This window comes from Lacrimispora sp. YZC11, from assembly GCF_057543815.1.
Genome location: NZ_BAAJYQ010000020.1, coordinates 382,310 through 403,587, shown reverse-complemented (window position 1 = coordinate 403,587; position 21,278 = coordinate 382,310). Strand labels below are relative to the sequence as shown.

Genomic DNA, 21,278 nt, shown 5'->3' with positions numbered 1-21,278 from the left:
TAAAAGCTACGCTTACGCTTGCTTTCATTAAGTAAATCATGCCAATTGCAGCTTTAACAGGCTGCGTCGCAGCTCGTAAATCTGCGTTTTAATGCTGGAATCCACTACCCGGTCCCCGATCCGGATCACCATGCCGCCAATGATTGACGGATCCACTTTATAATCCATCTCAAAATCCACATACCGGGTTGTATCCAGCAGTTTTTCTAAAAGCCGGGCTTTTTGCCCCTCATTTAATTCAACAGCGCTGGTCACATGGGCCACGCCGATCTTCTTATATTCCTTAACAGCGTTTATGAAGTATTCACAGATTGCCGGAATCTCCTTCTGCCTGCCTTTGACGACAATGACTGTCAGAAAACCCATCAGGTCATCCGATACGCGTCCGTCAAAAATATTCTTAATAATGCCGATTTTTTCTTCCTTTACAATCTTCGGATTATCAAGAAGCTCCGCCAATGACTGATTCTCGCGCCAAACCACCTGCAGGCCTCTCACTTCCTCAAACAAAGCGTCCACTTCCTGCTTTCTTAGAGCTTCCTCAAACAATGCATCGCCGTATACTTTTGATACTAGCTTTGCCATGTGCTCTCACCCATCTCTTTCAAAGTCTCGTCAATCAGGGCATCCTGCACCGTAGTGTCAATGGAAGCAGCCACGACCTTACCGGCCATAACAGAAGCGATGGATATGATCTGTTCTTTCATATCATCAAGCGCCTTCTTTCTCTCCAGTTCCACCTCGCGGTTGCCCCGTATAACAATGCGGTCCGCTTCTTCCCTGGCTTCTGCAATAATCTCAGCCTCACGCTGCTTTGCTCTTTTCCTGGCATCCTCTAAGATTGCTTCTGCCTCTTTCTTCACTTCATGAAGCCTGGCTTCATATTCTTCCTTCATTGCATGCGCTGCTTCCTTATCGTCGGCAGCGTTTTTTAATTCTCCCGCAATCTTCTGTTTTCTTTTTTCCAGGGCTTCCCGCACCGGATTGAACAGCATATAGGATAACGCAAAAAACAGGATAAATATGTTAATGCCTGTCACAAATGAATCAAAAAGCAGCTGTGCGTCAAATCCCAATAATCGATCCAAGGTTTCGCCTCCTCTCGCTCTTTATTCTTTCCCATTCTACTGGCAGGCTTTCGCCGCCTGCCATTCCACTCTTTAGCTGAATGGCTTTAAGAACATGAGGATAGCAGCAACAGCGAAACCATAAAGACCTGTTGTCTCGGCAACGGCCTGTCCTAAAAGCATGGTAGATGTAATATCAGACTTTGCGCCTGGATTACGTCCAACTGCGGCTGCTGCGTGGCCTGCTGCGATACCCTGTCCAATACCAGGTCCAATACCTGCGATCATCGCAAGACCTGCACCGATTGCTGAGCAGCCTAAGATAAAATCCTGTCCTGAAAATCCGTTCATAGAAAAATTCCTCCTGAATTTAATATTATTAAAGTTTAATCCATCTTATCATTGACATATACCATAGTCAGCATACAGAACACATAGGTCTGGATACAGCCTGAAAATACGTCACAATATACGTGTAAAAACGATGGGATACCAATCTTTACAAAGATTGGCATCATCCCATACCACAATCCCATAATAACAACACCTGACATCATGTTGCCGAATAAACGAAGCGCCTGGGATAATGGGTTGGTAATTTCACCGATTAAGTTAATCGGGAATAAAACGGGAAACGGCTTGAACAGGCCTGTCAGATGGCCGACTCCGTGATTCTTGAATCCCTGGTATTGCACGATAAAGAAGGTGAAAATACCAAGCATAAAGGTAACACCAAAGTCTCCTGTTGGTGTTCTAAGACCAAATAAGCCGCCAATATTGCAGAACAATATGAAAATAAATATAGTTCCGATATAATTAACAAATTTCTTTGCGTTGTGACCCATAGTACTATTCACCAGGTTATCAAGCGCCTCCACAGCAAACTCTACGATATTCTGGAAGGTGCCAGGCACTTCTGTAGCCTGCTTCATTTTTCGGTTGGCAATCACTGCTATAAACAGGATTACGATTGTCACAATGCTAAGGCCTATTTCTGTGGTTGTGACCCATAGTTCCTGCCCAAAGGCCTGAAACTTTGTTACTCCTTTGATCATAAAGTCCACATTATTGGCACTCGCAACTACCATACGCTTAATCCTCCTTTCTTAAGAAATCCCACTTGACCGCAAAGGAAATCACTCTCCCTTTGCCCTGCGGACCGCGATCTTGTGGATGATAGGCTGAAAAAATGCTCCAGCCTTGAGTCCGAGGACTCCGATTACTACTGCGACCGGATTGAACCAGTCCGAAAACCGTTCAATGACTACTATCATTATAACAATAAGCAGCAGATAACGTAGGACTGCACTGATAATACTCTGCTTCTGAACAGTCTTTGGATCTTCCGTCTTCATAGAACGTTCAAGTACCAAAGCCATGGATAAAAACATGGCCAGGGCTAACACCATTCCCAAAATCAATCCTGCATAAACAGCACGTCTGGGATACACAAAAAATGCCCCAAGCATAACTGCCACCGTGAAAAATACAATTCCGGCAGAAACCTCAAGCATCAGATTCTTTGTTTCCTTCCCCATTACAAATCCTCCTGTCTACAAAAGTTTCTCATCGTCATGTCCCCTCACGCGGCTTTTCTGCTTTGGCTTATGCACCTTGGTTCTTGCCTCCTCTTGCCGCTCTATGCGCTCCTTCTGATCCTCAGCCCGCTCCTCCCTTTCATTCATGGCTAGTGTGGCCTTTGCCAGCTTATAGGCATTCAAGCCTCCTGCCAGAAATCCCAGAAACATAAATAATAATATCAGCTTTGTCCCAGCATACCGGTCAATATAGTAACCGGCAAGAAGACAGACAAATACAGGTACCATGACACTGATTCCCAGTTGGGTCACCATCATGAAACTTCTCATTACGCTCTTGTTGTGGCGCATAATTCCACCTGCTTTCTGCATCCTGCACATATACCTGGTATTATACCTAATAAAACTTATTTTGTCTATTATATACGGAAATTTAACTTGACACATCAAAAAACTTTCTGTTTTTGCACCATTAGACAAAAAAATTCTTGAAAAAAGGCCTGTTTTTTGCAGGAAGAACCCGTAAAAAACAGACCTTATCAAATTTTTAATTATGCTTCTTTTGTGCCTGGAAGAATTGTTTCAACTTCTGCATGTGGACGTGGGATTACATGTACGGATACCAGTTCTCCTACGCGCTGAGCTGCTGCTGCACCTGCATCAGTAGCTGCCTTAACGGCACCTACATCACCTCTTACCATAACGGTAACAAGACCGCCGCCTACGAATTCCTTACCGATCAGGGTAACGTTTGCTGCCTTAACCATAGCATCTGCAGCTTCAACGGATCCAATTAAACCTTTTGTTTCGATCATTCCTAATGCATCATATTTCATTTTTAAATCCTCCTGATTTATAATTAATTTTTAATGGTTCACTTACTTTACAATGGTTACGCTTGAAGAACTGCCAAGTCCCATGGCATTTGCTTCCTCCGTATCAAGATGGCATTCCAGGCTCGACGTATCGGTTACCCGGATTGCCGTATGATGAAAGATACCGCCTCGGATTCCCTCTGTCTGAATGCTTACCGTCTGTCCGTCATGTACACCGAATTTCAAGGCATCCTGAGGAGTCATATGAATGTGTCTCTGGGCGATGATAAGGCCTTCCTTTGTCTGAACGGAGCCCTTCGGCCCCACCAATGTGATCCCTGGTGTACCGGCTAATTCACCGGACATCTTCGGCTTAGAATTTGTTCCAAGCTTAAAACAGTCTGCAGCCAGAACCTCAACCTGAGTCTGTTTTCTGACCGGACCTAATATGCGGACCTTTTCAATGGCTCCTTTGGAGCCGCATATGGTGACTGTTTCCTTACATGCATACTGTCCCGGCTGGGATAATTCCTTTAATTTGGTCAGTTGGTAACCCTGGCCGAAAAGGATATCCAAGTCTTCCTGTGACAGATGTACGTGGCGGTTGGAAACGCCAACTGGTATTCGAAACTCATCGGTTCCGGATTCCGCTTTCACGGCTTCCATTAAGAGTTTGATTACCGCTTCATACTTATCCATTCCTGTTCTCCTTTCCTGATTCGTTTTACTGGCCCTTCATTGCCAGTACGATCTCCTTTACAAGAGCTGCCAGCTTCTCATTTTCATCGCTGCTTACCTGGCAGGATGAAGCAGGAGCACATTCCTTTTTATCAAAGGAAGCTACGAAGTCAGCAGGACTTAAGGAAGCAGCCTGGGAGCTTTCCTTCCATGTAAAAGTTGGATCATCTGCTGCGATGGTAGAACAATCCTTAATACCGAATGCTACCTTTTTCACATTGAGGAGATGTTTCGGGCTTACGTTTTCAGAAACAGAGCTTCCTCCGCAGGTTCCGCATCCTAATGTAAAGGAAATCGGAAGGCCTGTGCTGATTCCTGTTCCACCCTGGCTTCCGCCTGTATTTACAAGGATTCTGGAAGCAGGCTTTGCAGCGAACTTAAGAACCATATCCCTGTCCTGGGTATGAATGCTCATGGTATGTCCAATTCCGTTCTGTAAAAGACGGATGCTTAAGCCGCAGGCCTCTTCCCAGTTCTTTACGGTATAGAAACCTAGTACGGTTGTCAGCTTTTCGTAGGATAACGGATATCCCTCTCCAACGCCTTCCTGTTTCCCGATGAGGACTTTTGTTCCCTCAGGGATCTGGATTCCTGCTGCCTGTGCAATCACCTGGGGGGAACGGCCCACAAATTTGGCATTCATGTTATGGCCATTTTTAAACAACAGATCACAGACTTTATCGGTTTCTTCCTTTGTCATGAAGTAACCGCCCTGGCTCTTTAACTCTGCTACGACCTCTGCGTGATTGCTCTCCTCGCAGATGATAGACTGCTCGGAGGCACAGATGGTACCATAGTCAAAGGTCTTGCTGGCAAGGATTGTCTTTACCGCCTGCTTCACATCAGCCGTCTTTTCTATGTAAGCAGGGGAGTTTCCTGCACCTACGCCGATGGCTGGCTTTCCTGCGCTGTATGCAGCTTTCACCATACCCGGGCCGCCGGTTGCAATGATAACGGAGACTTCCTTGCACTTCATCAGTTCGTTGGTAGATCCCATGGAGGGCATGGATACACAGCCGATGATTCCTTCCGGTGCGCCTGCTGCAATAGCGGCGTCACGCATAACCTCTGCAGCCTTTAAGGTACATTTTGCAGCAGAAGGATGGGGAGAAAATACGATTGGGTTTCCTGATTTAATGGCGATCATGGATTTAAAGAATACGGTTGAGGTTGGGTTGGTCGATGGGACGATACCCATTACAAGGCCTACCGGTTCTGCCACATCAATGGTCTTATTCACGGTATCCTCTGCAAGGATTCCTCTGGTCTTCATATCCTTTATCTCTTCATATAAAAGAGTGGAAGCAGCATGGTTCTTATATGCCTTGTCCATGACCTTTCCAAAACCTGTTTCTTCAACGGCCATTTCTGCCAGGCAAAGAGCGTGTTCCTCTCCTGCCTTTGCCATACTCTTAAGAATGGTGTCAATTTGTTCCGCCGTAAATCCGGCGATTTTTTTTGCAGCAGCTTCACCGCATCTTGCTAAGTCCCTTGCTTCCTGGATGGAACGTAAATCATAATCAAAATTTTCCATGTTCCCGTTCTCCTTTTCTAAAAATATTAATCATTCTGCCTGTAATACTTCCCGAATTCTTCCAGCAGCAGGGTTTTATTTGCCTTTGAAATTTCACGTCCGGCTATACTGAATTCCGGATATTCTCTGGCAAGTGTCCTAAGCTCTGTTACCTTCATATCTTCAAGTATCTTCATGGTTTCTTCCAGACCGTCCTGCTTCATCCATAAGTCCACGGTTTCCCGCTTTATGGTATCCACCGTTTCCGGTTCATTGGAAGATTCTTCGACCGGCTCTTCTGCCGGTATCTCTTCAAGTACCTCAGCCGCTGGTTCTTCTACGATTTCCGGAACTGGTTCTTTTTCCGGTTCGTCAGGAGTACCTCCGCCGATTACAGCCGTCAGCTCATCATGAGGCCTGGCAATCACATGGCGTGTTACTAAAGCAGCATCGTTTATGCGTTCTACCGCTGCTGCTCCGGCGTCCACCGCTGCCTTTACTGCCGCCACATCGCCGGTCACCGTAACAGCGACGAGACCTCCGCCGACTTTGGTCTTTTCCAGAAGAGACACGTCTGCCGCCTTTAACATGGCATCTGCCGCCTCAATAGCCGCCAGCACGCCTTTTGTTTCTATAAAGCCAAGTGCCTGCATTATTTACCTCCTTAAACCAAATCAGCCCAGTTTGCCGGATACGTTGCGTAAAATACTCTCGCTTTATCTGGTGAACCCCAGATTACCTTGGAGCCTGACGGTACGAAGAGCACATCTCCGGCTTTTGCCGTATAGGTCTTTCCGTCAATGGTAATGGTTAAGGTTCCTTCGATTACATAGTCGATCTCTTCATAGGTCAATTCCCATTCAAAACTAGAATGGTCGATCACAAGGAAACCTGCACTGATATGGGACTCATCTTTGCTCACCAATTCCTGGTAATAAGCTTTGACAGATGGATCACCCGTATCAAATACATCCATTTTCACAGAACTTCCACGAACCACCTTAAGACCGTTTCCATGACTTTCCGACTCATAGGGTTTTAAAATATCATTTAACAAACCCTTTTCCATCAAAGTCTTCAGTACCATATAAATTTTATCGCTGTCAATATCCATGCCTGCAAAAGCAGCCGGAGCCTGTGTCTGCTGCTCCTCTGCCTTATCGCAGAATTTGATGCCGAACGAATCTGCTGTATCCTTTGCAGACGGAGTGATGATACTTCCGCTTTCCACGTAAAATACCTTTTTTCCCTCAGCGTTTAACTTTTCTACATCTTTTGCACAAATCAACTGCTTCATATGATCACTTCCCTTCTATATAAATTGGCAATCTTCATCAATAATCCCAATTACTACGGCATCTACGGGAACCTCATCGCTTCCCAGCATCCGTCTGGCAGAAGAGCCGGTGGAAATGATCACACGGTCACCGATTCCAGCGCTGATAATATCTGCTACGATCAGCCGCTCGCCTTCCCGTGTGCCGCCAATGATCTCGGCAAGCATAAATTTATACCCATTTAAGGACTCCGCTTTTCTGGTGGCCCATATGTTATCAATCAATCTGGCCGCTACCATTCTTCCACCCCTCTCTTCTCTCTTTGCTTAATCTCATCCATAGCTGCCTCTACCGATGCAGTATCTCCAAAAATCGCCAGCATGATCATGTTCTGCGGGCAGCTTCCTCTGATGTCTTCTACCGTAACACCTACTGCTTTTTCTGCCACATCTGCGGCACAAACCATTTCGATGATCCTGCCTTGTACCAGTCCCACTGCATCCACCGGTCCTATGGAAGAGGAGGTGCCGGAGCCTTTCCTGCGGTTCAAAATATCGATAGTTCCCTGTGACGGTGATTTAATTATACGGTATTCCATATTGTCCACATCCTTTATGCCTGCTCTTCCTGCGTACAGGAAAATGCGATTCCAAGAGGTGTTACAAACATTGGGTTCTCAGGTTTGCGTGTCCTGATTCCCGTCTGTTTTTCAATGATTGCTTCAATCCCGGTAAGGCAGCAGGTCCCGCCTACCAGATAGATTTCCTGTACATCATGTCCTTTAATATGACGGCTTATGATGGAAGCAACCTTCTCCACAACCGGTTTTAAAACCGGCAGCAGTTCTTTATGGTTTTCTTCTTTCCGCTTATAAACCTCTGCCTCTTTAAAGGACATATGATAAGCACCGGAGACCACCAGGGAAAAATGAGTCCCTCCTGTTGGTTCATCCGCTACATACACCACCTTTCCATCCTTTAAAATGGAAATTCCGGTGGTGCCGCCTCCGATATCCACGACTGCACCGTTTTTAATTTTTAAAACTGCGTTTGCCGCCGTAGGCTCATCGAGAAGAGCCGTTATTTCAAATCCTGCTCCCTGGACCACGTTCTTAATCGCTCCGCCGTCCAGTGAATCGGTGCCCGGTGGAATGGCTGCAGCCGAATAAATCAATTCTGTGCCCAGCTTTTCCTCCAGTTCTTCCTTCAGCTCCCGAACAATCCGGATCGCACCGATGTAATCCACGACCATTCCATCCCGGACCACATCCGCATACTGATAAGCGCCTGCCACAGGTTTGTAATTCTCATCCAGCACGGCAAGTACCACGCAGGCTGTTCCCAGATCGACACCGGTATAGTAAACAGAGGAGCTTCCCTTAACGGGCTGCCTAACAACTGCTTCAAACTGGCTCACCAGTTCATTGCAGCCATCAAATGTTATTTCTTCCTTTGACATGTTTTTCCTCCATATTCCAGACATATCATCTGTGATAAGCGGTTGATGACCGGGTTCAAGCCTGCGTTCTCCGTTTCCGCCGCCAGCTCTCTTACGCTGCAGCGCAGGCGGTGCAGAAGAAGGATCTCCTTTCCCTTTTCTGACTGTGCATGAAAACCTGTGATCTCGAAGCAATCCTCATAAGGCTGATTAAAGTTGTCTTTATGGAATCCGGTACAAGGCGAGGGTGGGAATTCCACTTCCCTGCCTTCTTTCCCCAGGTCAGAAAGCTTTCGTTCTAAGTCAAATATCTGCTCTGCCAACAGCACGTCCCGATTTAATAATTCAAGACCCGTCTCTAAAAACTGTGCCTGAAGCGTTTTCTTTTTTAATAGGAAAAGATCCTGACAGATTCCTTTTTCTTGTGCTTTTTCATTTTTCTCTGCAGGTTTTTCATTTTTTCGTTTTACCATCATAGGGTCGTCACTGATTGGAATCTTCTTGTCCACCAGAAATTGGCGTGCTCCAGGTGTCAGTCTGGTTCCCGCAGGGAGATCATAAGAGGTAAAGGGTTCTTTTTTAAATAAAATCCTCAAATCGTCTTCCGTGATGAATTTCATTAATAGCCCCCCTTACACAGTTTCCGATAGATGTCTTCAATTTCTTCTACCGAAGGCACTCTTGGATTGGTCAATGTGCAGTTGTCAGCCAGGGCTTTTTCTGCCATTTCCCGTACAGCCTGTTCAAATTCGTCTTTATCAATCTTTAAGTCTGTAATCTGCTGAGGTATTTTGATCTTGTTCATCAGATTCTTGATGTGACGCACCAGGCCGTGTACCGTAGCTTTATCTGTTCCGGCTGCAATTCCAAGCATGTTAGCGATTGCCACATATCTGACGCAGGCTTTCTGTTCGCCGGCGTCTTCCAGACCAGCGTTGTAGCTGATGACATGGGGAAGCAGGATCGCATTGCTTCTTCCGTGCGGAATGTGAAAGCGTGCTCCAAGAGCATGAGCCATGCTGTGGCAAAGCCCTAAGGAAGCTCCGTTAAACGCAACTCCAGCCAGACATGATGCATTGTGCATGTGAGTTCTGGCTTCCATGTCGCTGCCTTCCTCAACGGTACGTGTCAGGTAGTTCCATACCAGTCTCACAGCTTTTTCCGCACAGGCATCGGTAAAATCACCTGCATTGGTTGAAACATAGGCTTCCAGGGCATGGGTCAGAACATCCATTCCGGTATCCGCTGTAATGTGAGGCGGAACCGACACCGTAAAGCGGGGATCAAGAAAGGCTGCATCCGGCACCATACTATCGGATCTCAGCGGATATTTCGCCTGAGCCTGAGGATCGGAGATCACAGAAAAATTGGTCACTTCACTGCCGGTACCGCTGGTTGTGGGGACTGCGATCAAAAACAGTCTCTCATTTCCCATCTGGCTGTAGATGTGGCTTGCCGCCTTTGCCGTATCAATGGCAGATCCGCCGCCAAGGGCAATCACTGCATCCGGACCAAAACATTTCATTTTGCCGATGGCCTTTGAAACTACTTCAATGGTCGGATCAGGCACTACCTCAGAAAATACTTCATAACTGCTCCCCTTCTCCTGCAAAAGCTCTGTGATCCAGTTCACCTTTCCGGACTGGGCCATAAAGGGGTCACAAATAATATAAGCCTTTGTCATTGGAAGTTCCTTCATCTTGTCAAGACAGGAAGATCCCATATATACCTTTGTATTCATTACAAATTGCTCCACGTTACATTTCCCTCCTTTCCTTTTATTTTAATACTTCCATTAATTCATGAAGACCTGTCCCTTCAGACAGATTGATATGGTAATAGGGCTCCCGAACCCCGGTTTTTTTTAACTGACGGATACACCAGTCATCATTTTCCGGTTTTTTCCCGTTTCCCGTAATCACACCGAGGACAGGAACCCGGAATACTTTTGCAAATCCAGGAGGATAACTTTCCCGGCATGATGACTGGTCTACCAGCATCAGTACATGGGAGGCATCCTGTGCCGCCGCAATGATATGCTTATGCATCCAGGGACTTTCTAAGTAAACCCCCGGTACATCCAGAGTCTTTTCCCCATATACCATGTTCTGGGTTCTCCTGGCCGGACCGGTAAAACCGTTTATAACATTGGCCAGAGAAGTTTTCCCGCTGCCGCAGGGACCGATAATCATGATTCTTTTTTTTCTCATGTTTTTGTTACCGCAGGCACCATATAACCCAGCCCGCGTTTTAAGGTATCACATACTGCAGTCAAAGCGGTTTCCACACTGTCCACATCGCCTGCAATGATCACAGAACCTGTGAAACGGTCTAAGAAGCCAATTTCAACGTCTGCTGCCTTTGCCGCAATGTCCGCCGCAATGATGGACGTTTCAAAAGGGGACAGGGTGAGAATTCCGATGGCTCCCATTTGATCAATGCCAAGGCATTCATACACCTCCGGTATGGGAGATGCGATCACATGAGCTATGGTCACCTGCTTGCCAGGAACGGATTCCTCTATGACACGCTGCGTCTCAATCATGGCCTCTTCCCCTTTCTTAGTGCTTCACCACAGTAACCGGGAACTGATATTCCTTCATCCAACCCTCAATCCGGTCTAAATCTTCTGCGCTTAAGCTTGGATCACCATCAATTGGGTATTTCATATCAAGCTGGTTGTATTTGTTCACGCCCAGCTTATGGTACGGAAGTAAGTCAATTCCCTTAAAATTCTTATAATCACGGAAGGGCATCAGGAATTTAATGACCTCATCGATCTCTTCCCGGCTGTCATTGATCCCCTTCAGCATGGGCATGCGGACCTTCACATTGAAACGGTGGTGAAGCAGTTCTTTAAGATTGGTAAGGATCTGTTCATTGTTCACCCCCACCAGTTCATTGTGGCGGACAGGGTCCATGTGTTTGATGTCAAACAGGAATAAGTCCACATACTCCGCAATTCTTAAAATGGTTTCCGTATTTGTATAACCGCAGGTCTCAATCGCTGTATTGATTCCTTCCTTCTTGCAGGCCATTAACAGATTTAAAGCTGCTTCCGGCTGGGCAGTCACTTCGCCGCCGCCAAGGGTTACCCCGCCGCCTGAAATATCATAAAAGGCAGCATCCTCTTCCACGATTTCAAGCAGTTCTGAAATGGTCTTAACCTCTCCGGCAATGGTCAGCGCTGCATTGGGGCAGACATTCTTGCATTTCATGCATCCGATGCAATCCTTTTCCCGCTGGATTTCATGTTTCCCGGTCTCTCTGGACATCACATGGATTCCCACGGGGCACACATCAGCGCACGCCCCGCAGTTCTCACAGGAATTCTGCTTATACATCACCTGGAATTTCCGCACCATTCCTTCTGGATTGGAGCACCATTTACATCGGAGGGGACAACCTTTAAAGAATACCAGGGTTCTGATTCCCGGCCCGTCATACATGTTGTACTTCTGCACGTTAAAGATAAACGCCTTACGTTCAATCTCTCCTGTCATTCCATGGTCCATTACGATTTATCTCCGCTTTCTATTAGAAATGTGTCAGCATGGTTCTGCTTATGATCTCATCCTGTACATCCTTGCATAACTCTACGAAGAATGCGCTATAGCCGGCTACACGGACGATTAAGTCGCGGTACAGCTCCGGATGCTTTTGAGCCTCAACTAAGGTATTGTTGTCTAAGTAGTTGAACTGCATCTCGCCGTTTCCAAACATACATGCTGTACGAAGCAGGGTGATAAGGCTTTCTTCTCCTTCCGAAGTATCCAGAAGCCCTGCCATAATCTTAAAGTTATGGACCATACCGATGTTCATGCTGTCATTGGACAACTTGGAAACGGACTTGATGATAGCGGTCGGGCCCTTGAAGTCTGCACCCTGGGTCGGGCTGATTCCGTCGGAAAGTGGCAGCCATGCGTTACGGCCGTTGGCAGAAGCGCCTGTCATCTGTCCGAATGGGGTGTTATTGGAAATGGATAAGGTACCGTGGCTCAAAACAGAGTATAAGGTCTTATATTGTCTGTGCTCATGCTCTGTAAAGTCAACCAGGTCAGCTGCTATTAAATCTGCATAATCATCATCATTTCCGTATTTCGGAGCATTGAGGCAATCGGTGCGGATCTGGTCATATCCCACGAAGTCAGCCTTTAACGCTTCATTTATCTGCCCCAGTGTATATTTTTTATCTTCGAAAACAAGCTTTTTGATCGCTGCCATGGAGTCTGCATAGGTAGCAAGTCCCGACCAAACCACACCAGGTCCGAAGTTGTACATTGCTCCGCCTGCGGATACATCCTTGGCTTTTTCCATACAGCCTTCGTACATAATGGACATGAGTGGCTTTGGAGCTAAGTCTCTGTGAACCCGTTGGGAAATTACGGTGGCAACATCTGTCCACTTTGTAATATATTTGATCTCTTCTTTTACAGCTGCTTCAAACTCTTCGTAAGTTTTGAAGTTGTTTAAGTCACCCATATCCGGGCAAACCTGCTTGCCATACCATAAAGGAACTCCTTTGTTTAACACAAGCTCGATACAGATTGGCCACTGGGTATAAGCAGTGGAGGTCCACTGATACAGACGTCCTGATTTCTGAGGCTCTACACAACCCATCAGACAGTAATCACGTGCATCTTCAATGGATACGCCTTTTGCAAGCATCATCTTAATGTGAGCATCGTCAAAATGGCAAGCCGGGAATCCCATTCCGGAACGAACCACGTCTACGATCTTCTTCATGTACTTTTTAGGGGACTTGTTGTGGATACGGCATGCAAGAGACGGCTGGTAAATCTTTACATGACGGACTGCATCCATAAGTAAGTAAGTTAAATCATTGGTGGCATCGTGACCGCTGCGGGTCACACCGCCTACGCACATGTTTACGAATGGCTGGTAGCCTGCGAAGAATTTGGAACCGCCTTCGCTGGTGATCCACATCATCTCAGACATCTTGATCAGCATACAGCCGGCAAGCTCAAATGCCTGATAATCATTCATACGCCCGGATTCAATATCATCTTTGTAGAATGGATACATATACTGGTCCACACGTCCGATGGACATACCGGTCTGGTTCTCTTCTACTACAAGCAGAGATTCGATGGTCCATACAGCCTGGATCGCTTCCCAGAAAGTTCTTGGCTTGTGAGCAGGAACGTAAGCATTAACTTCAGAAATCTTTAACAGGTCTTCCTTACGTTTTGGATTGGTTTCCTTTGCTGCAAGCTCTGCTGCATAATCGGAAAGTCTCTTTGCGTAGATCATAACGCCTTCTGTGGTATCGATAATGGATTTGTAGAAATAAATCTTCTCAATATCATCAGGATTCTCATATTTCAGTTCTTCTAAATGATCCTTGGCTTCCTGCTGAATATCCAGCATGCCCTTCTTCATAAGGATCACATCATAGCCGGGGTTGGAGTCTCCGCCGCCGTTGATGGCATGGTAAGAGCAGTCAGATACAAAGGATTCTCCTGATAATTCCCATACGCCTGCTTCACGGTACTGATCTTCACAATACTCATCAACCGATTTGCCGGACCAATATGGGAACAGCTCTTCTTTCATGATTTTCTTGTCTTCTTCGGAAATATAGAATGGATCCTGAGGGCGTGTTCCGATGGTATCGATCTCATCTACCATCCATCTCCATGCGATATCCGGGGAGAATGCACCTGCACGGGGAGCGCCGCAGGGAGCTCCTACGATGAGCTCGTTGTCCTGAATGACTAGGGGCGCTGTTTCACAGCAGTAACGGAAACATTTTGCACGAAGCATGATCTTTGGCATACCAGGATTTTCTTTTGCGATCTTGGTAATAGCCCGTGCACGGTATGTTGTAATAGATGGTTTATGTTTTAAATAGTTTTCCTTTAAATTCTGAAGTCTTGGAGTAATGCCATCTGGTATCGAGCTTCCTCCCTCACAGCATGCTGCCGCCTGGGTAGCAGGCTCTTTTTTATTGATTTCATCGGAAACAGTTTCAAACATTTTCATCAGAGAAGCTCTTTCTTCTGGTGTCATGTTCTTCGTTGCTTCCACAAATTTATTTGAAAATTCACGAATATCCAATCTGGTTTCCCTCTCTTTCAATTATTTGCCACCTAATGAATCAAGCGGATATGCTTGCATATCCAGTTGATTCACAAATTCAAGGTTGAAAGACGTTTTTCTTTCAACACTTATCATCAAGCTCTTTGGACAAGGTTTCTAAAATCTGCATAAGGAGCGCTTTTGCATCTTCGATGTTTTCCTTTGTCTCAGGAGCTTTTCCATATCCGCCCGAAGACTTTACGGCAGCCCCAAGGAATTCCTTCGCTCCCCGGACTCCATATCCCACACTCCGGATGTAGATGAAATTCATGGGTGAAACGTTGTCCGCCGTGATTCCGGCACCTGCCGTAATGCTGCCAAGTGTCATGGCCGGAAACAGGTTCGTTGTCGCTCCCATGCTGCCCAGAGTGGCGGGGGTATTGACAAGAACCCTGCCCACAGGCTTCTTTAAGGCGAACTGGCGTATTACTTCTTCATCCCTGGAATGGATCACTAGGGTGTGTCCATGGCTTTCGTTAACCAGAAGGCTCATGCATTTCTCGCAGGCGTGCATCCAGTCATTTTCGATGTAGTAGGCCAGTACAGGACACAGAAGCTCTTTTGCAAACGGATTCCTGTCAGAAATATACTTCTGTTCGGAAACCAGCACCGTCGTGGACTCCGGCACCGTAAAGCCTGCTCTGACCGCAAGCTCTGATGCCGGTCTCCCCATAATTTCCGTATCCGCCTTCCCGCTTTCCAGGCAGAGAAGTTCGATCAGCTTTTTCTCCTCTTCCCCATTCATAAAGTAAGCGCCGTTCTTTAACATTTCGGCCTTTACTTCTGCTGCAATGAGGCTGTCTACCACCATATACTGCTCGGCCGCAGATACGATACCGTAATCAAAGGTACGGCTGGCGATGATATCTTCTACCGCCTGCTTAACATCGGCAGTCCGTTCAACAAAGACCGGTCCGTTTCCAGTACCGCCATAAATATATGGCTTTCCGCTTTCTGCTGCCTCGCGGCACAACTCCGGAACTCCGGTATTGACCACCATGGCCGCTGCCGGGTGACGGATCAGTTCCAGGGCTCCAGCCCTTGTCACTGTCTTTAAATACCCGATGGCCCCTTCCGGAAGCCCGCAGGATTTCCCTGCTTCTATCAGCCGGTCAAGCAGCCTGCCCGTTACCTTCCTCGCCCTTTCATGAGGAGCGATAACGATGGGATTGCCGGACTTAACAGCGGTCAATACGTTGTAAATCGCGGTGGAAACCGGGCTCACAGCCGGTGTCAGGGCTGCTATCACGCCCACAGGAACACCTACCGCCATGGTCTTTAACCGTGGATCCTCTTCTAAGATGCCGACGCACCTCATATCTTTTAAGCGTTCCGGAAGGAAATTGCAGACAAAGGTGTTTTTCACGTACTTGTCCTGGAAACGTCCATATCCGGTTTCTTCTGCGGACATGACCGCCAGCTCCTCCGCCATTTCCTTTGCTGCTGCAGCCAGGGCGCCGGTAATGAGATCAAGCTTTTCCTGGGGGAAGGTAAGCATGGTCTTTCTGGCTTCCCGTGCACCTTCCATTAAAATCCTTGCCTCCTGTATGGAGAGTAAGTCTTTATCTACAAAACTCATTTCCTATTCTCCCTTCATCCGGGATGCCTGCTATTCCTGTTCAGGAGCAGTATTTATGGCATATCGTCTGATGATTTTTTCAAGATGGGGATGAGGTCTTGGTATGACTACGGAGCTGTAAACTTCTGCTCCCATATCCTTTACCGCCTTGATTCCGGCTTCTACAGCCGTCTTGCAGGCTCCCACATCTCCACGTACCAATACAGAAATATAACCGGAAGCTACGTTTTCATAGCCAATGAGTTCCACATCTGCCGCCTTGCACATTGCATCCGCCGCTTCGAGAACAAATACCAGACCAAATGTTTCTATTGAGCCTAGGGCTTCATATCTTTCCATATACTGTTTTCCTTTCTCTATGCGTCTATATCGTGCACTGATACAATGTCGCCGACCTCTTTGATGGGTCTTGGCATCACGTTCTTTGCAGTGACCTTGCCGATGGCTGCCGCTGCTTCTGCACCTGCATCTACTGAGGAGCGTACCGCTGCCACATCACCCTTTACCATAATGGTCACCAGGGTGGAACCTACGTTTTCATAGGAAATCAATTCTACATCCGCTGCCTTGAGCATTTTGTCTGCTGCTTCCAGTGCAGGAACCAGTCCAACGGTCTCTACCAGCCCTAAAGCTTCATCTCCGTAATATCTCACCTTTGCAAACCTCCACTTTTTTATTTGCGGTATTTCTTATCCACATACTTGTCAACTGCACTTCTTCCGTCATCGTTGATTTCGTAGCACATGCGCAGCTCCCCGTTCTGATCCAGATCATAGCTGCTTAAGTTGACCATACCGTTTGCTTCCAAAGACATGACATGGTCCAAATAACGATCTTTGGTAAACTGGCGTTCTCCGCCGTAAAGGGGCTTTAATGCCTCCATGATCTGACCGATATCCGCATTTTTTACTCCGTATAAATAATTTAAAACCGCTGTTCTTGCAGGTAATAACATTTCTTTATTCCCCTTTCCTGAATAAATCCAGTGGATTCATGGTTACCAGAATCGCACCAAATACGATTACAAAAGAACCGATTACAATCGTAGGTGTCACTGCCTGTCCCAAAAACAGGATACAGAAGAAAACGCCCCAGAACGCATAGGTTACATTTAAGGACATTCCCACAGCACATCCAACGGTGGAGTTGCTCTTATACCAGCAGAGGAATGACACTGCGGCACTTAAGCCGGATACTGCAAGCCAGATGGCTGGAATTCCTGCAAAAAGTGTTCCGCCAAGAAGTCCCAAGCCGCCAACGATTGGCAGGATCACGAATAAATCCACAACACCGGAAATCAGCTGGCGTAAGTTTACTGCCACATCGGTATCGATCATGGCTCCGCCGTAAGTGGCGAATACGCCTTCCAGGGCCCAGCATACGGCTGCGACAAAGGAGAAAATAATTCCCAGCGTGAAGTTATCGCTGCCTTCCGGCTTTGTCCAGTTGATGATGATGGCACCGGCTACGCATACCAGCATACCCAACATGACTCTCTTGGTGATTTTCTGTTTTAAAAAGATCCATGCAAAGATTGCTCCGAACAAACTGCATAATGCGGAAATCGGAATCGCATAGGCGCCGGCCATGGCAAGACCTACCAGATAAGCGCCATTGGCTATGGGACCGCCAAGAAGAGATCCGATAACGATCATTTTACCAGGGAATGTATTAAGGCTTCTTCCCATCTCACGGATACGGCCGCTTTTTGCATTATAAGCAGTCAGCCAGATTCCTGCGAAAAGATCGTTTAAGCCGGAACACACATATGGTCCTGCCAAAAGTCCTGCCGCACTGACAAGAGGTTCATAATATCCGGCAACCAGAACAAGTACGGTATAAATCCCGTATGTCAGTCCGGACAATGCACCGGTCGTCATTCCGGTTGTCCTGAATTTTTTGTTTATTGCCGCCATTTTTGCATCCGCGGATGCAGATGTCATTCCTTGGTTACTCATTATTTACACTCCTTTTTTTCTTTCGGAAGAATGGTTTCAACCTCAGCGTGAGGACGAGGAATTACATGAACGGAAACCAGTTCTCCAACTCTCTGGGCTGCTGCCGCACCTGCATCGGTCGCTGCCTTTACCGCACCTACGTCACCTCTTACCATAACGGTAACAAGTCCGCCGCCGACAAATTCTTTTCCTACCAGAGTAACATTTGCTGCCTTTACCATTGCATCTGCAGCTTCAATAGAACCGATCAGGCCCTTTGTCTCGATCATTCCTAATGCATCATATTTCATTGCTTACTTCCTCCTTTTTCATGAGCAATTCAAACGGGTCTACGGATACTAAAACCGCGCCCAGAATGATAATAATGGAACCAATGATAATGGTCGGGGTCAATGGCTGTTTTAAGAACAGGATACAAAACAGCACTCCCCAGAACGCGTAGGTAATATTCAGTGACATTCCCATGGCGCAGCCTATTGTACTGTTGGATTTGTACCAGCACAAATAGGATATTGCGGCGCAAAGTCCGGAAACCAGCAGCCACATAACCGGCGGCAGTGAAAAAAGGGTACCCTTTAAAAGTCCCATGCCTCCCACCATCGGCAAAATAACAATCAAATCCACAATACCGGATAATAGCTGGCGGATGTTGATTACCACATCGGTGTCCAGCATGGCGCTTCCGTAAGCTGCGAATACACCTTCCAGAGCCCAGCCGACGGCCGCAACAAACGCACAGATGATCCCAAGGGTAAAATTAGTGCTGCCTTCCGGCCTTACCCAGTTAATGACAATCGCCCCAACCACACAGATGACCATTCCAATGCCTACTCTCGGAACGATTTTCTGTTTCAGGAAAATCCTTGCGAACAATGCTCCAAATAGTATGTACATAGCGGAAATCGGTATTGCGTAAGCTCCTGCCATGGCAAGTCCCATTAAGTAAGCACCGCTTGCTATGGGGCCGCCCACTAAAGAGCCGATAAGAATGATTTTTCCCGGGAACAGGCTTAAGCTTCTTCCGATTTCCCGGATTCTTCCGGTCTTTACGTTATAAGCGGTCAGCCAGATGCCTGCAAACAAATCATTCAGGCCTGAGGTTACATAGGGAGCAGCAAACAATCCAACTGCTCCGGCAAGAGGCTTGTAATAACCGGCGATCAAAACGAATGTGGTATATAACCCATACATAAGACCAGACAGCAAGCCTGTCGTAATGCCAATTGTTTTAAATTTCTTTCGTGCTTCCGTCATTTAAGTTTTCCTTCCCCAACTGGTACTGCACAAAATTCAAGTTAGCCTGTTTCTCTGCTTTTTTCTTCACGTTCAGCTGAAAACGTTTAGAAAACACATCACGCCAGTTAATGTTACTAATTTTACGGAGTCGCTTTGTGTTTTTCTATGCATTTAGTATAAATCTTCCCCCTTGGGGGAATGTCAACATGTTTTTAAACTTTTTTATGCTCCAAATATTGGGAGAAACTGTCACATCCCGGAAAACAAAAAAGGGCTCCCCTGGTACAGCATCTTTCTGAATACTGTATCCAGGGAAGCCAACCTCTAAAACATGCTCCCTTATTCCCTGTATATCGGAACAATTACCTCTGAAACAAACTCCTCCCGGTTTCTGGTGGTCCAGTAATCTACCACATACCGTTCGAAGCTTTCTTTCCCGCACTTATAGCCCTTTTTAGCTGCCCATTTAAGTATTTTCTCGTACTCCTCATCAATCGTTTCATGCTTACCGATATGATAAACCGACGCAGCCATAAACCCTCCAAATACCTGCCTGTTTAAGCAGTTCCTGCATGGATGAATGGCCTGCTGCATGATTCTGGTGCGGCTGCATTTGCCTGCCATCTTTTCCTCAAATGCTTCGAATTTTAAAATTACCGGCCCTGTGATCTCATTCTCAGCTGTCTCTAAGTGGTTGGTCCATTCAATATTGATGATGGATTCCATGTAATTGTAGTCAAAGTCCTGCTCCATGCCGCAATAGGTGGCAGGCTGTATATATTTTACGGCAACATCATGTACATCATTCTGGAGCACCAGTTTGGCTTCCTGTATCAGCTCATACCAGTCCTTAACCGCAATATAGCTGTTATGGATCTGCTGCTCCTGAAGACATAGCTGGTCAATCTTGTTGCGGAAATTCTGTTCCAGATAATAATAATTTTTTCCTTCGACCAGTCCCTGCATCTCTTCCAGTTTAAATCCCATTTGCTTGTAGTATTTCACCACAGGAACAGTCATAAGCGACTCTTTGTTATAATACCGGTAGCTGTTTTCCTTGCAGATCATATCAGGAGAGATGATCCCGATTTTATCATAAAACCGCAATGCTTTTGTAGAAATGTTACAGATCTTACTAACTTCCCCAATTGAATACAATTTCTTTTCTTCCATAGAACCCCCATAAGTATGTGCGCTGTCTAAGTGTTAAATATTAGATTACCTTTCATTTACGAGCTTCCTTGTACTGATAAACTTAGTATAATCCTTCCTGTATAGGGGAATGTCAATAACTACTTATGTTATCTATTATACGAAAAAAATGGCATCAGCGAACAGTAAATATCTGTAAAAAAGGCCACGGGTCTTCCGGTTATCCGGATGACCCGTGGCCTTCACTGCATCTTTATCTTAATTTCTCAATCATTTCCAAAACATCTTTCTTGGACTTAACTCCTACGGAAGTGGCCGCTGCCTTTCCATCCTTGAAAAGTACAAGAGTCGGAATGCTCATAACCTTAAACTGTCCGGCCAGGTCCGGCTGCTGGTCTACATCCACCTTGCCAACCTTAACGCCCGGAAGATTCCCTTCTGCAATTTCGTCTATCACTGGTGCAAACATCTTACAGGGGCCGCACCAGGTCGCCCAGAAATCTACCAGCACAATGCCGCTGTTATCTGCTACTTCCGTTTGAAAATTCTCCTGAGTTAATGTTATAACTGCCATATTATGTTCCTCCTTATTGACTTGCTTTTTGTGTATTCACGAAAAGCGCCTTTTATTCATTATTCACAACATTCCTCTGTATCCGGGAAATGCCGACGCATCATATGATGAACAGTACATCTTCTGCAATTTCATCCAGCCGACGGTCCTATTTTTTATAGTTTTGTCATAATTGCTTTAAATATCCCCGTTTTTTGGATTATTACCTACGGGATAACTGTAACTTAACAAGTTTCAGTATCTCTACTGTTAGTATAAAAGTTACAGTTGTATTTGTCAATAGATTTTTTTA

At 46.3% G+C, this 21,278-nt stretch carries 29 protein-coding genes; all 29 read right to left on the bottom strand.

The genetic code is table 11. From position 1 onward, the window contains the following. Nucleotides 1–36: 36 nt before the first annotated feature. The 29 genes from atpH to trxA all read right to left on the bottom strand — a co-directional run bounded on the left by atpH (nt 37) and on the right by trxA (nt 21,022). Complete coding sequence (atpH, locus tag AC27IJ_RS23390; protein WP_312441096.1) at nt 37–585, bottom strand: ATP synthase F1 subunit delta; 549 nt, start codon at nt 583–585, stop codon at nt 37–39. Then, nucleotides 573–1,088, bottom strand: coding sequence for a F0F1 ATP synthase subunit B (gene atpF, locus AC27IJ_RS23385; protein WP_312441095.1), 516 nt, complete (start codon nt 1,086–1,088; stop codon nt 573–575). The genes atpH and atpF overlap by 13 nt, the downstream gene beginning before the upstream one ends. Before the next feature lie 72 nt (nt 1,089–1,160). Further along, on the bottom strand, nt 1,161–1,418 hold the full coding sequence (atpE, locus tag AC27IJ_RS23380) for an ATP synthase F0 subunit C (RefSeq protein ID WP_013274565.1): 258 nt from the start codon (nt 1,416–1,418) through the stop codon (nt 1,161–1,163). A 35-nt stretch (nt 1,419–1,453) separates the two neighbouring features. Further along, a complete protein-coding gene (atpB, locus tag AC27IJ_RS23375; RefSeq protein WP_312441094.1) occupies nt 1,454–2,155 on the bottom strand; it encodes a F0F1 ATP synthase subunit A in 702 nt (233 codons plus the stop codon). Nucleotides 2,156–2,203: 48 nt separating this feature from the next. After that, nucleotides 2,204–2,605, bottom strand: a complete 402-nt coding sequence (locus AC27IJ_RS23370; protein ID WP_312441093.1) for an ATP synthase subunit I — start codon at nt 2,603–2,605, stop codon at nt 2,204–2,206. 15 nt (nt 2,606–2,620) lie between these two features. Then, the gene (locus AC27IJ_RS23365; protein WP_312441092.1) at nt 2,621–2,956 is read right to left on the bottom strand and encodes an AtpZ/AtpI family protein; all 336 of its coding nucleotides are present in this window, start codon (nt 2,954–2,956) and stop codon (nt 2,621–2,623) included. 200 nt (nt 2,957–3,156) lie between these two features. Further along, complete coding sequence (gene eutM, locus AC27IJ_RS23360) at nt 3,157–3,441, bottom strand: ethanolamine utilization microcompartment protein EutM (protein WP_025230271.1); 285 nt, start codon at nt 3,439–3,441, stop codon at nt 3,157–3,159. A 42-nt stretch (nt 3,442–3,483) separates the two neighbouring features. Next, the gene (locus AC27IJ_RS23355) at nt 3,484–4,119 is read right to left on the bottom strand and encodes a phosphate propanoyltransferase (protein WP_312441091.1); all 636 of its coding nucleotides are present in this window, start codon (nt 4,117–4,119) and stop codon (nt 3,484–3,486) included. 25 nt (nt 4,120–4,144) lie between these two features. Further along, on the bottom strand, nt 4,145–5,692 hold the full coding sequence (locus AC27IJ_RS23350; RefSeq protein ID WP_312502692.1) for an acetaldehyde dehydrogenase (acetylating): 1,548 nt from the start codon (nt 5,690–5,692) through the stop codon (nt 4,145–4,147). A 26-nt stretch (nt 5,693–5,718) separates the two neighbouring features. Continuing rightward, on the bottom strand, nt 5,719–6,324 hold the full coding sequence (locus AC27IJ_RS23345) for a BMC domain-containing protein (RefSeq protein WP_312441089.1): 606 nt from the start codon (nt 6,322–6,324) through the stop codon (nt 5,719–5,721). An 11-nt stretch (nt 6,325–6,335) separates the two neighbouring features. Next, the gene (locus tag AC27IJ_RS23340; protein ID WP_312441088.1) at nt 6,336–6,968 is read right to left on the bottom strand and encodes a cupin domain-containing protein; all 633 of its coding nucleotides are present in this window, start codon (nt 6,966–6,968) and stop codon (nt 6,336–6,338) included. Between the two features lie 15 nt (nt 6,969–6,983). After that, the gene (locus AC27IJ_RS23335; RefSeq protein WP_054738277.1) at nt 6,984–7,247 is read right to left on the bottom strand and encodes a EutN/CcmL family microcompartment protein; all 264 of its coding nucleotides are present in this window, start codon (nt 7,245–7,247) and stop codon (nt 6,984–6,986) included. Continuing rightward, on the bottom strand, nt 7,241–7,546 hold the full coding sequence (locus tag AC27IJ_RS23330; protein WP_312441086.1) for a BMC domain-containing protein: 306 nt from the start codon (nt 7,544–7,546) through the stop codon (nt 7,241–7,243). The genes AC27IJ_RS23335 and AC27IJ_RS23330 overlap by 7 nt, the downstream gene beginning before the upstream one ends. A 14-nt stretch (nt 7,547–7,560) precedes the next feature. Then, nucleotides 7,561–8,406, bottom strand: a complete 846-nt coding sequence (gene eutJ, locus AC27IJ_RS23325; RefSeq protein WP_312441085.1) for an ethanolamine utilization protein EutJ — start codon at nt 8,404–8,406, stop codon at nt 7,561–7,563. After that, nucleotides 8,388–9,005: a hypothetical protein gene (locus AC27IJ_RS23320; protein WP_312441084.1), complete on the bottom strand. Its 618-nt coding sequence runs from the start codon at nt 9,003–9,005 to the stop codon at nt 8,388–8,390. Before AC27IJ_RS23320 ends, eutJ begins: the two co-directional genes overlap by 19 nt. After that, nucleotides 9,005–10,141: a 1-propanol dehydrogenase PduQ gene (locus AC27IJ_RS23315; RefSeq protein ID WP_312441083.1), complete on the bottom strand. Its 1,137-nt coding sequence runs from the start codon at nt 10,139–10,141 to the stop codon at nt 9,005–9,007. The genes AC27IJ_RS23320 and AC27IJ_RS23315 overlap by 1 nt, the downstream gene beginning before the upstream one ends. A gap of 22 nt (nt 10,142–10,163) precedes the next feature. After that, entirely contained in the window at nt 10,164–10,595 is a 432-nt protein-coding gene (locus tag AC27IJ_RS23310; RefSeq protein ID WP_312502693.1) for a EutP/PduV family microcompartment system protein, read from the bottom strand. Further along, entirely contained in the window at nt 10,592–10,930 is a 339-nt protein-coding gene (locus AC27IJ_RS23305; protein WP_312441081.1) for a BMC domain-containing protein, read from the bottom strand. Before AC27IJ_RS23305 ends, AC27IJ_RS23310 begins: the two co-directional genes overlap by 4 nt. Before the next feature lie 16 nt (nt 10,931–10,946). Beyond that, the gene (cutD, locus tag AC27IJ_RS23300; protein ID WP_312502694.1) at nt 10,947–11,900 is read right to left on the bottom strand and encodes a choline TMA-lyase-activating enzyme; all 954 of its coding nucleotides are present in this window, start codon (nt 11,898–11,900) and stop codon (nt 10,947–10,949) included. A gap of 22 nt (nt 11,901–11,922) precedes the next feature. Beyond that, nucleotides 11,923–14,487: a choline trimethylamine-lyase gene (gene cutC, locus AC27IJ_RS23295; RefSeq protein WP_330694900.1), complete on the bottom strand. Its 2,565-nt coding sequence runs from the start codon at nt 14,485–14,487 to the stop codon at nt 11,923–11,925. 82 nt (nt 14,488–14,569) lie between these two features. After that, on the bottom strand, nt 14,570–16,066 hold the full coding sequence (locus AC27IJ_RS23290; RefSeq protein WP_312441079.1) for an aldehyde dehydrogenase family protein: 1,497 nt from the start codon (nt 16,064–16,066) through the stop codon (nt 14,570–14,572). Between the two features lie 30 nt (nt 16,067–16,096). Beyond that, the gene (locus AC27IJ_RS23285) at nt 16,097–16,405 is read right to left on the bottom strand and encodes a BMC domain-containing protein (protein WP_312441078.1); all 309 of its coding nucleotides are present in this window, start codon (nt 16,403–16,405) and stop codon (nt 16,097–16,099) included. A 17-nt stretch (nt 16,406–16,422) separates the two neighbouring features. After that, on the bottom strand, nt 16,423–16,719 hold the full coding sequence (locus tag AC27IJ_RS23280; protein ID WP_054738270.1) for a BMC domain-containing protein: 297 nt from the start codon (nt 16,717–16,719) through the stop codon (nt 16,423–16,425). A 20-nt stretch (nt 16,720–16,739) separates the two neighbouring features. Next, the gene (locus AC27IJ_RS23275) at nt 16,740–17,021 is read right to left on the bottom strand and encodes a hypothetical protein (protein WP_312441077.1); all 282 of its coding nucleotides are present in this window, start codon (nt 17,019–17,021) and stop codon (nt 16,740–16,742) included. 4 nt (nt 17,022–17,025) lie between these two features. Beyond that, nucleotides 17,026–18,024 carry a DMT family transporter gene (locus AC27IJ_RS23270; protein ID WP_312441076.1) on the bottom strand — a complete coding sequence of 333 codons (999 nt, stop codon included), beginning with the start codon at nt 18,022–18,024 and terminating at the stop codon, nt 17,026–17,028. After that, the gene (eutM, locus tag AC27IJ_RS23265) at nt 18,024–18,314 is read right to left on the bottom strand and encodes an ethanolamine utilization microcompartment protein EutM (RefSeq protein ID WP_312502695.1); all 291 of its coding nucleotides are present in this window, start codon (nt 18,312–18,314) and stop codon (nt 18,024–18,026) included. Before eutM (AC27IJ_RS23265) ends, AC27IJ_RS23270 begins: the two co-directional genes overlap by 1 nt. Further along, on the bottom strand, nt 18,304–19,278 hold the full coding sequence (locus AC27IJ_RS23260) for a DMT family transporter (RefSeq protein ID WP_312441074.1): 975 nt from the start codon (nt 19,276–19,278) through the stop codon (nt 18,304–18,306). The genes eutM (AC27IJ_RS23265) and AC27IJ_RS23260 overlap by 11 nt, the downstream gene beginning before the upstream one ends. A gap of 321 nt (nt 19,279–19,599) precedes the next feature. Then, nucleotides 19,600–20,433, bottom strand: coding sequence for a MerR family transcriptional regulator (locus AC27IJ_RS23255; protein WP_312441073.1), 834 nt, complete (start codon nt 20,431–20,433; stop codon nt 19,600–19,602). Between the two features lie 232 nt (nt 20,434–20,665). Then, nucleotides 20,666–21,022: a thioredoxin gene (trxA, locus tag AC27IJ_RS23250; protein ID WP_442913613.1), complete on the bottom strand. Its 357-nt coding sequence runs from the start codon at nt 21,020–21,022 to the stop codon at nt 20,666–20,668. Between the last annotated feature and the right edge of the window lie 256 nt (nt 21,023–21,278).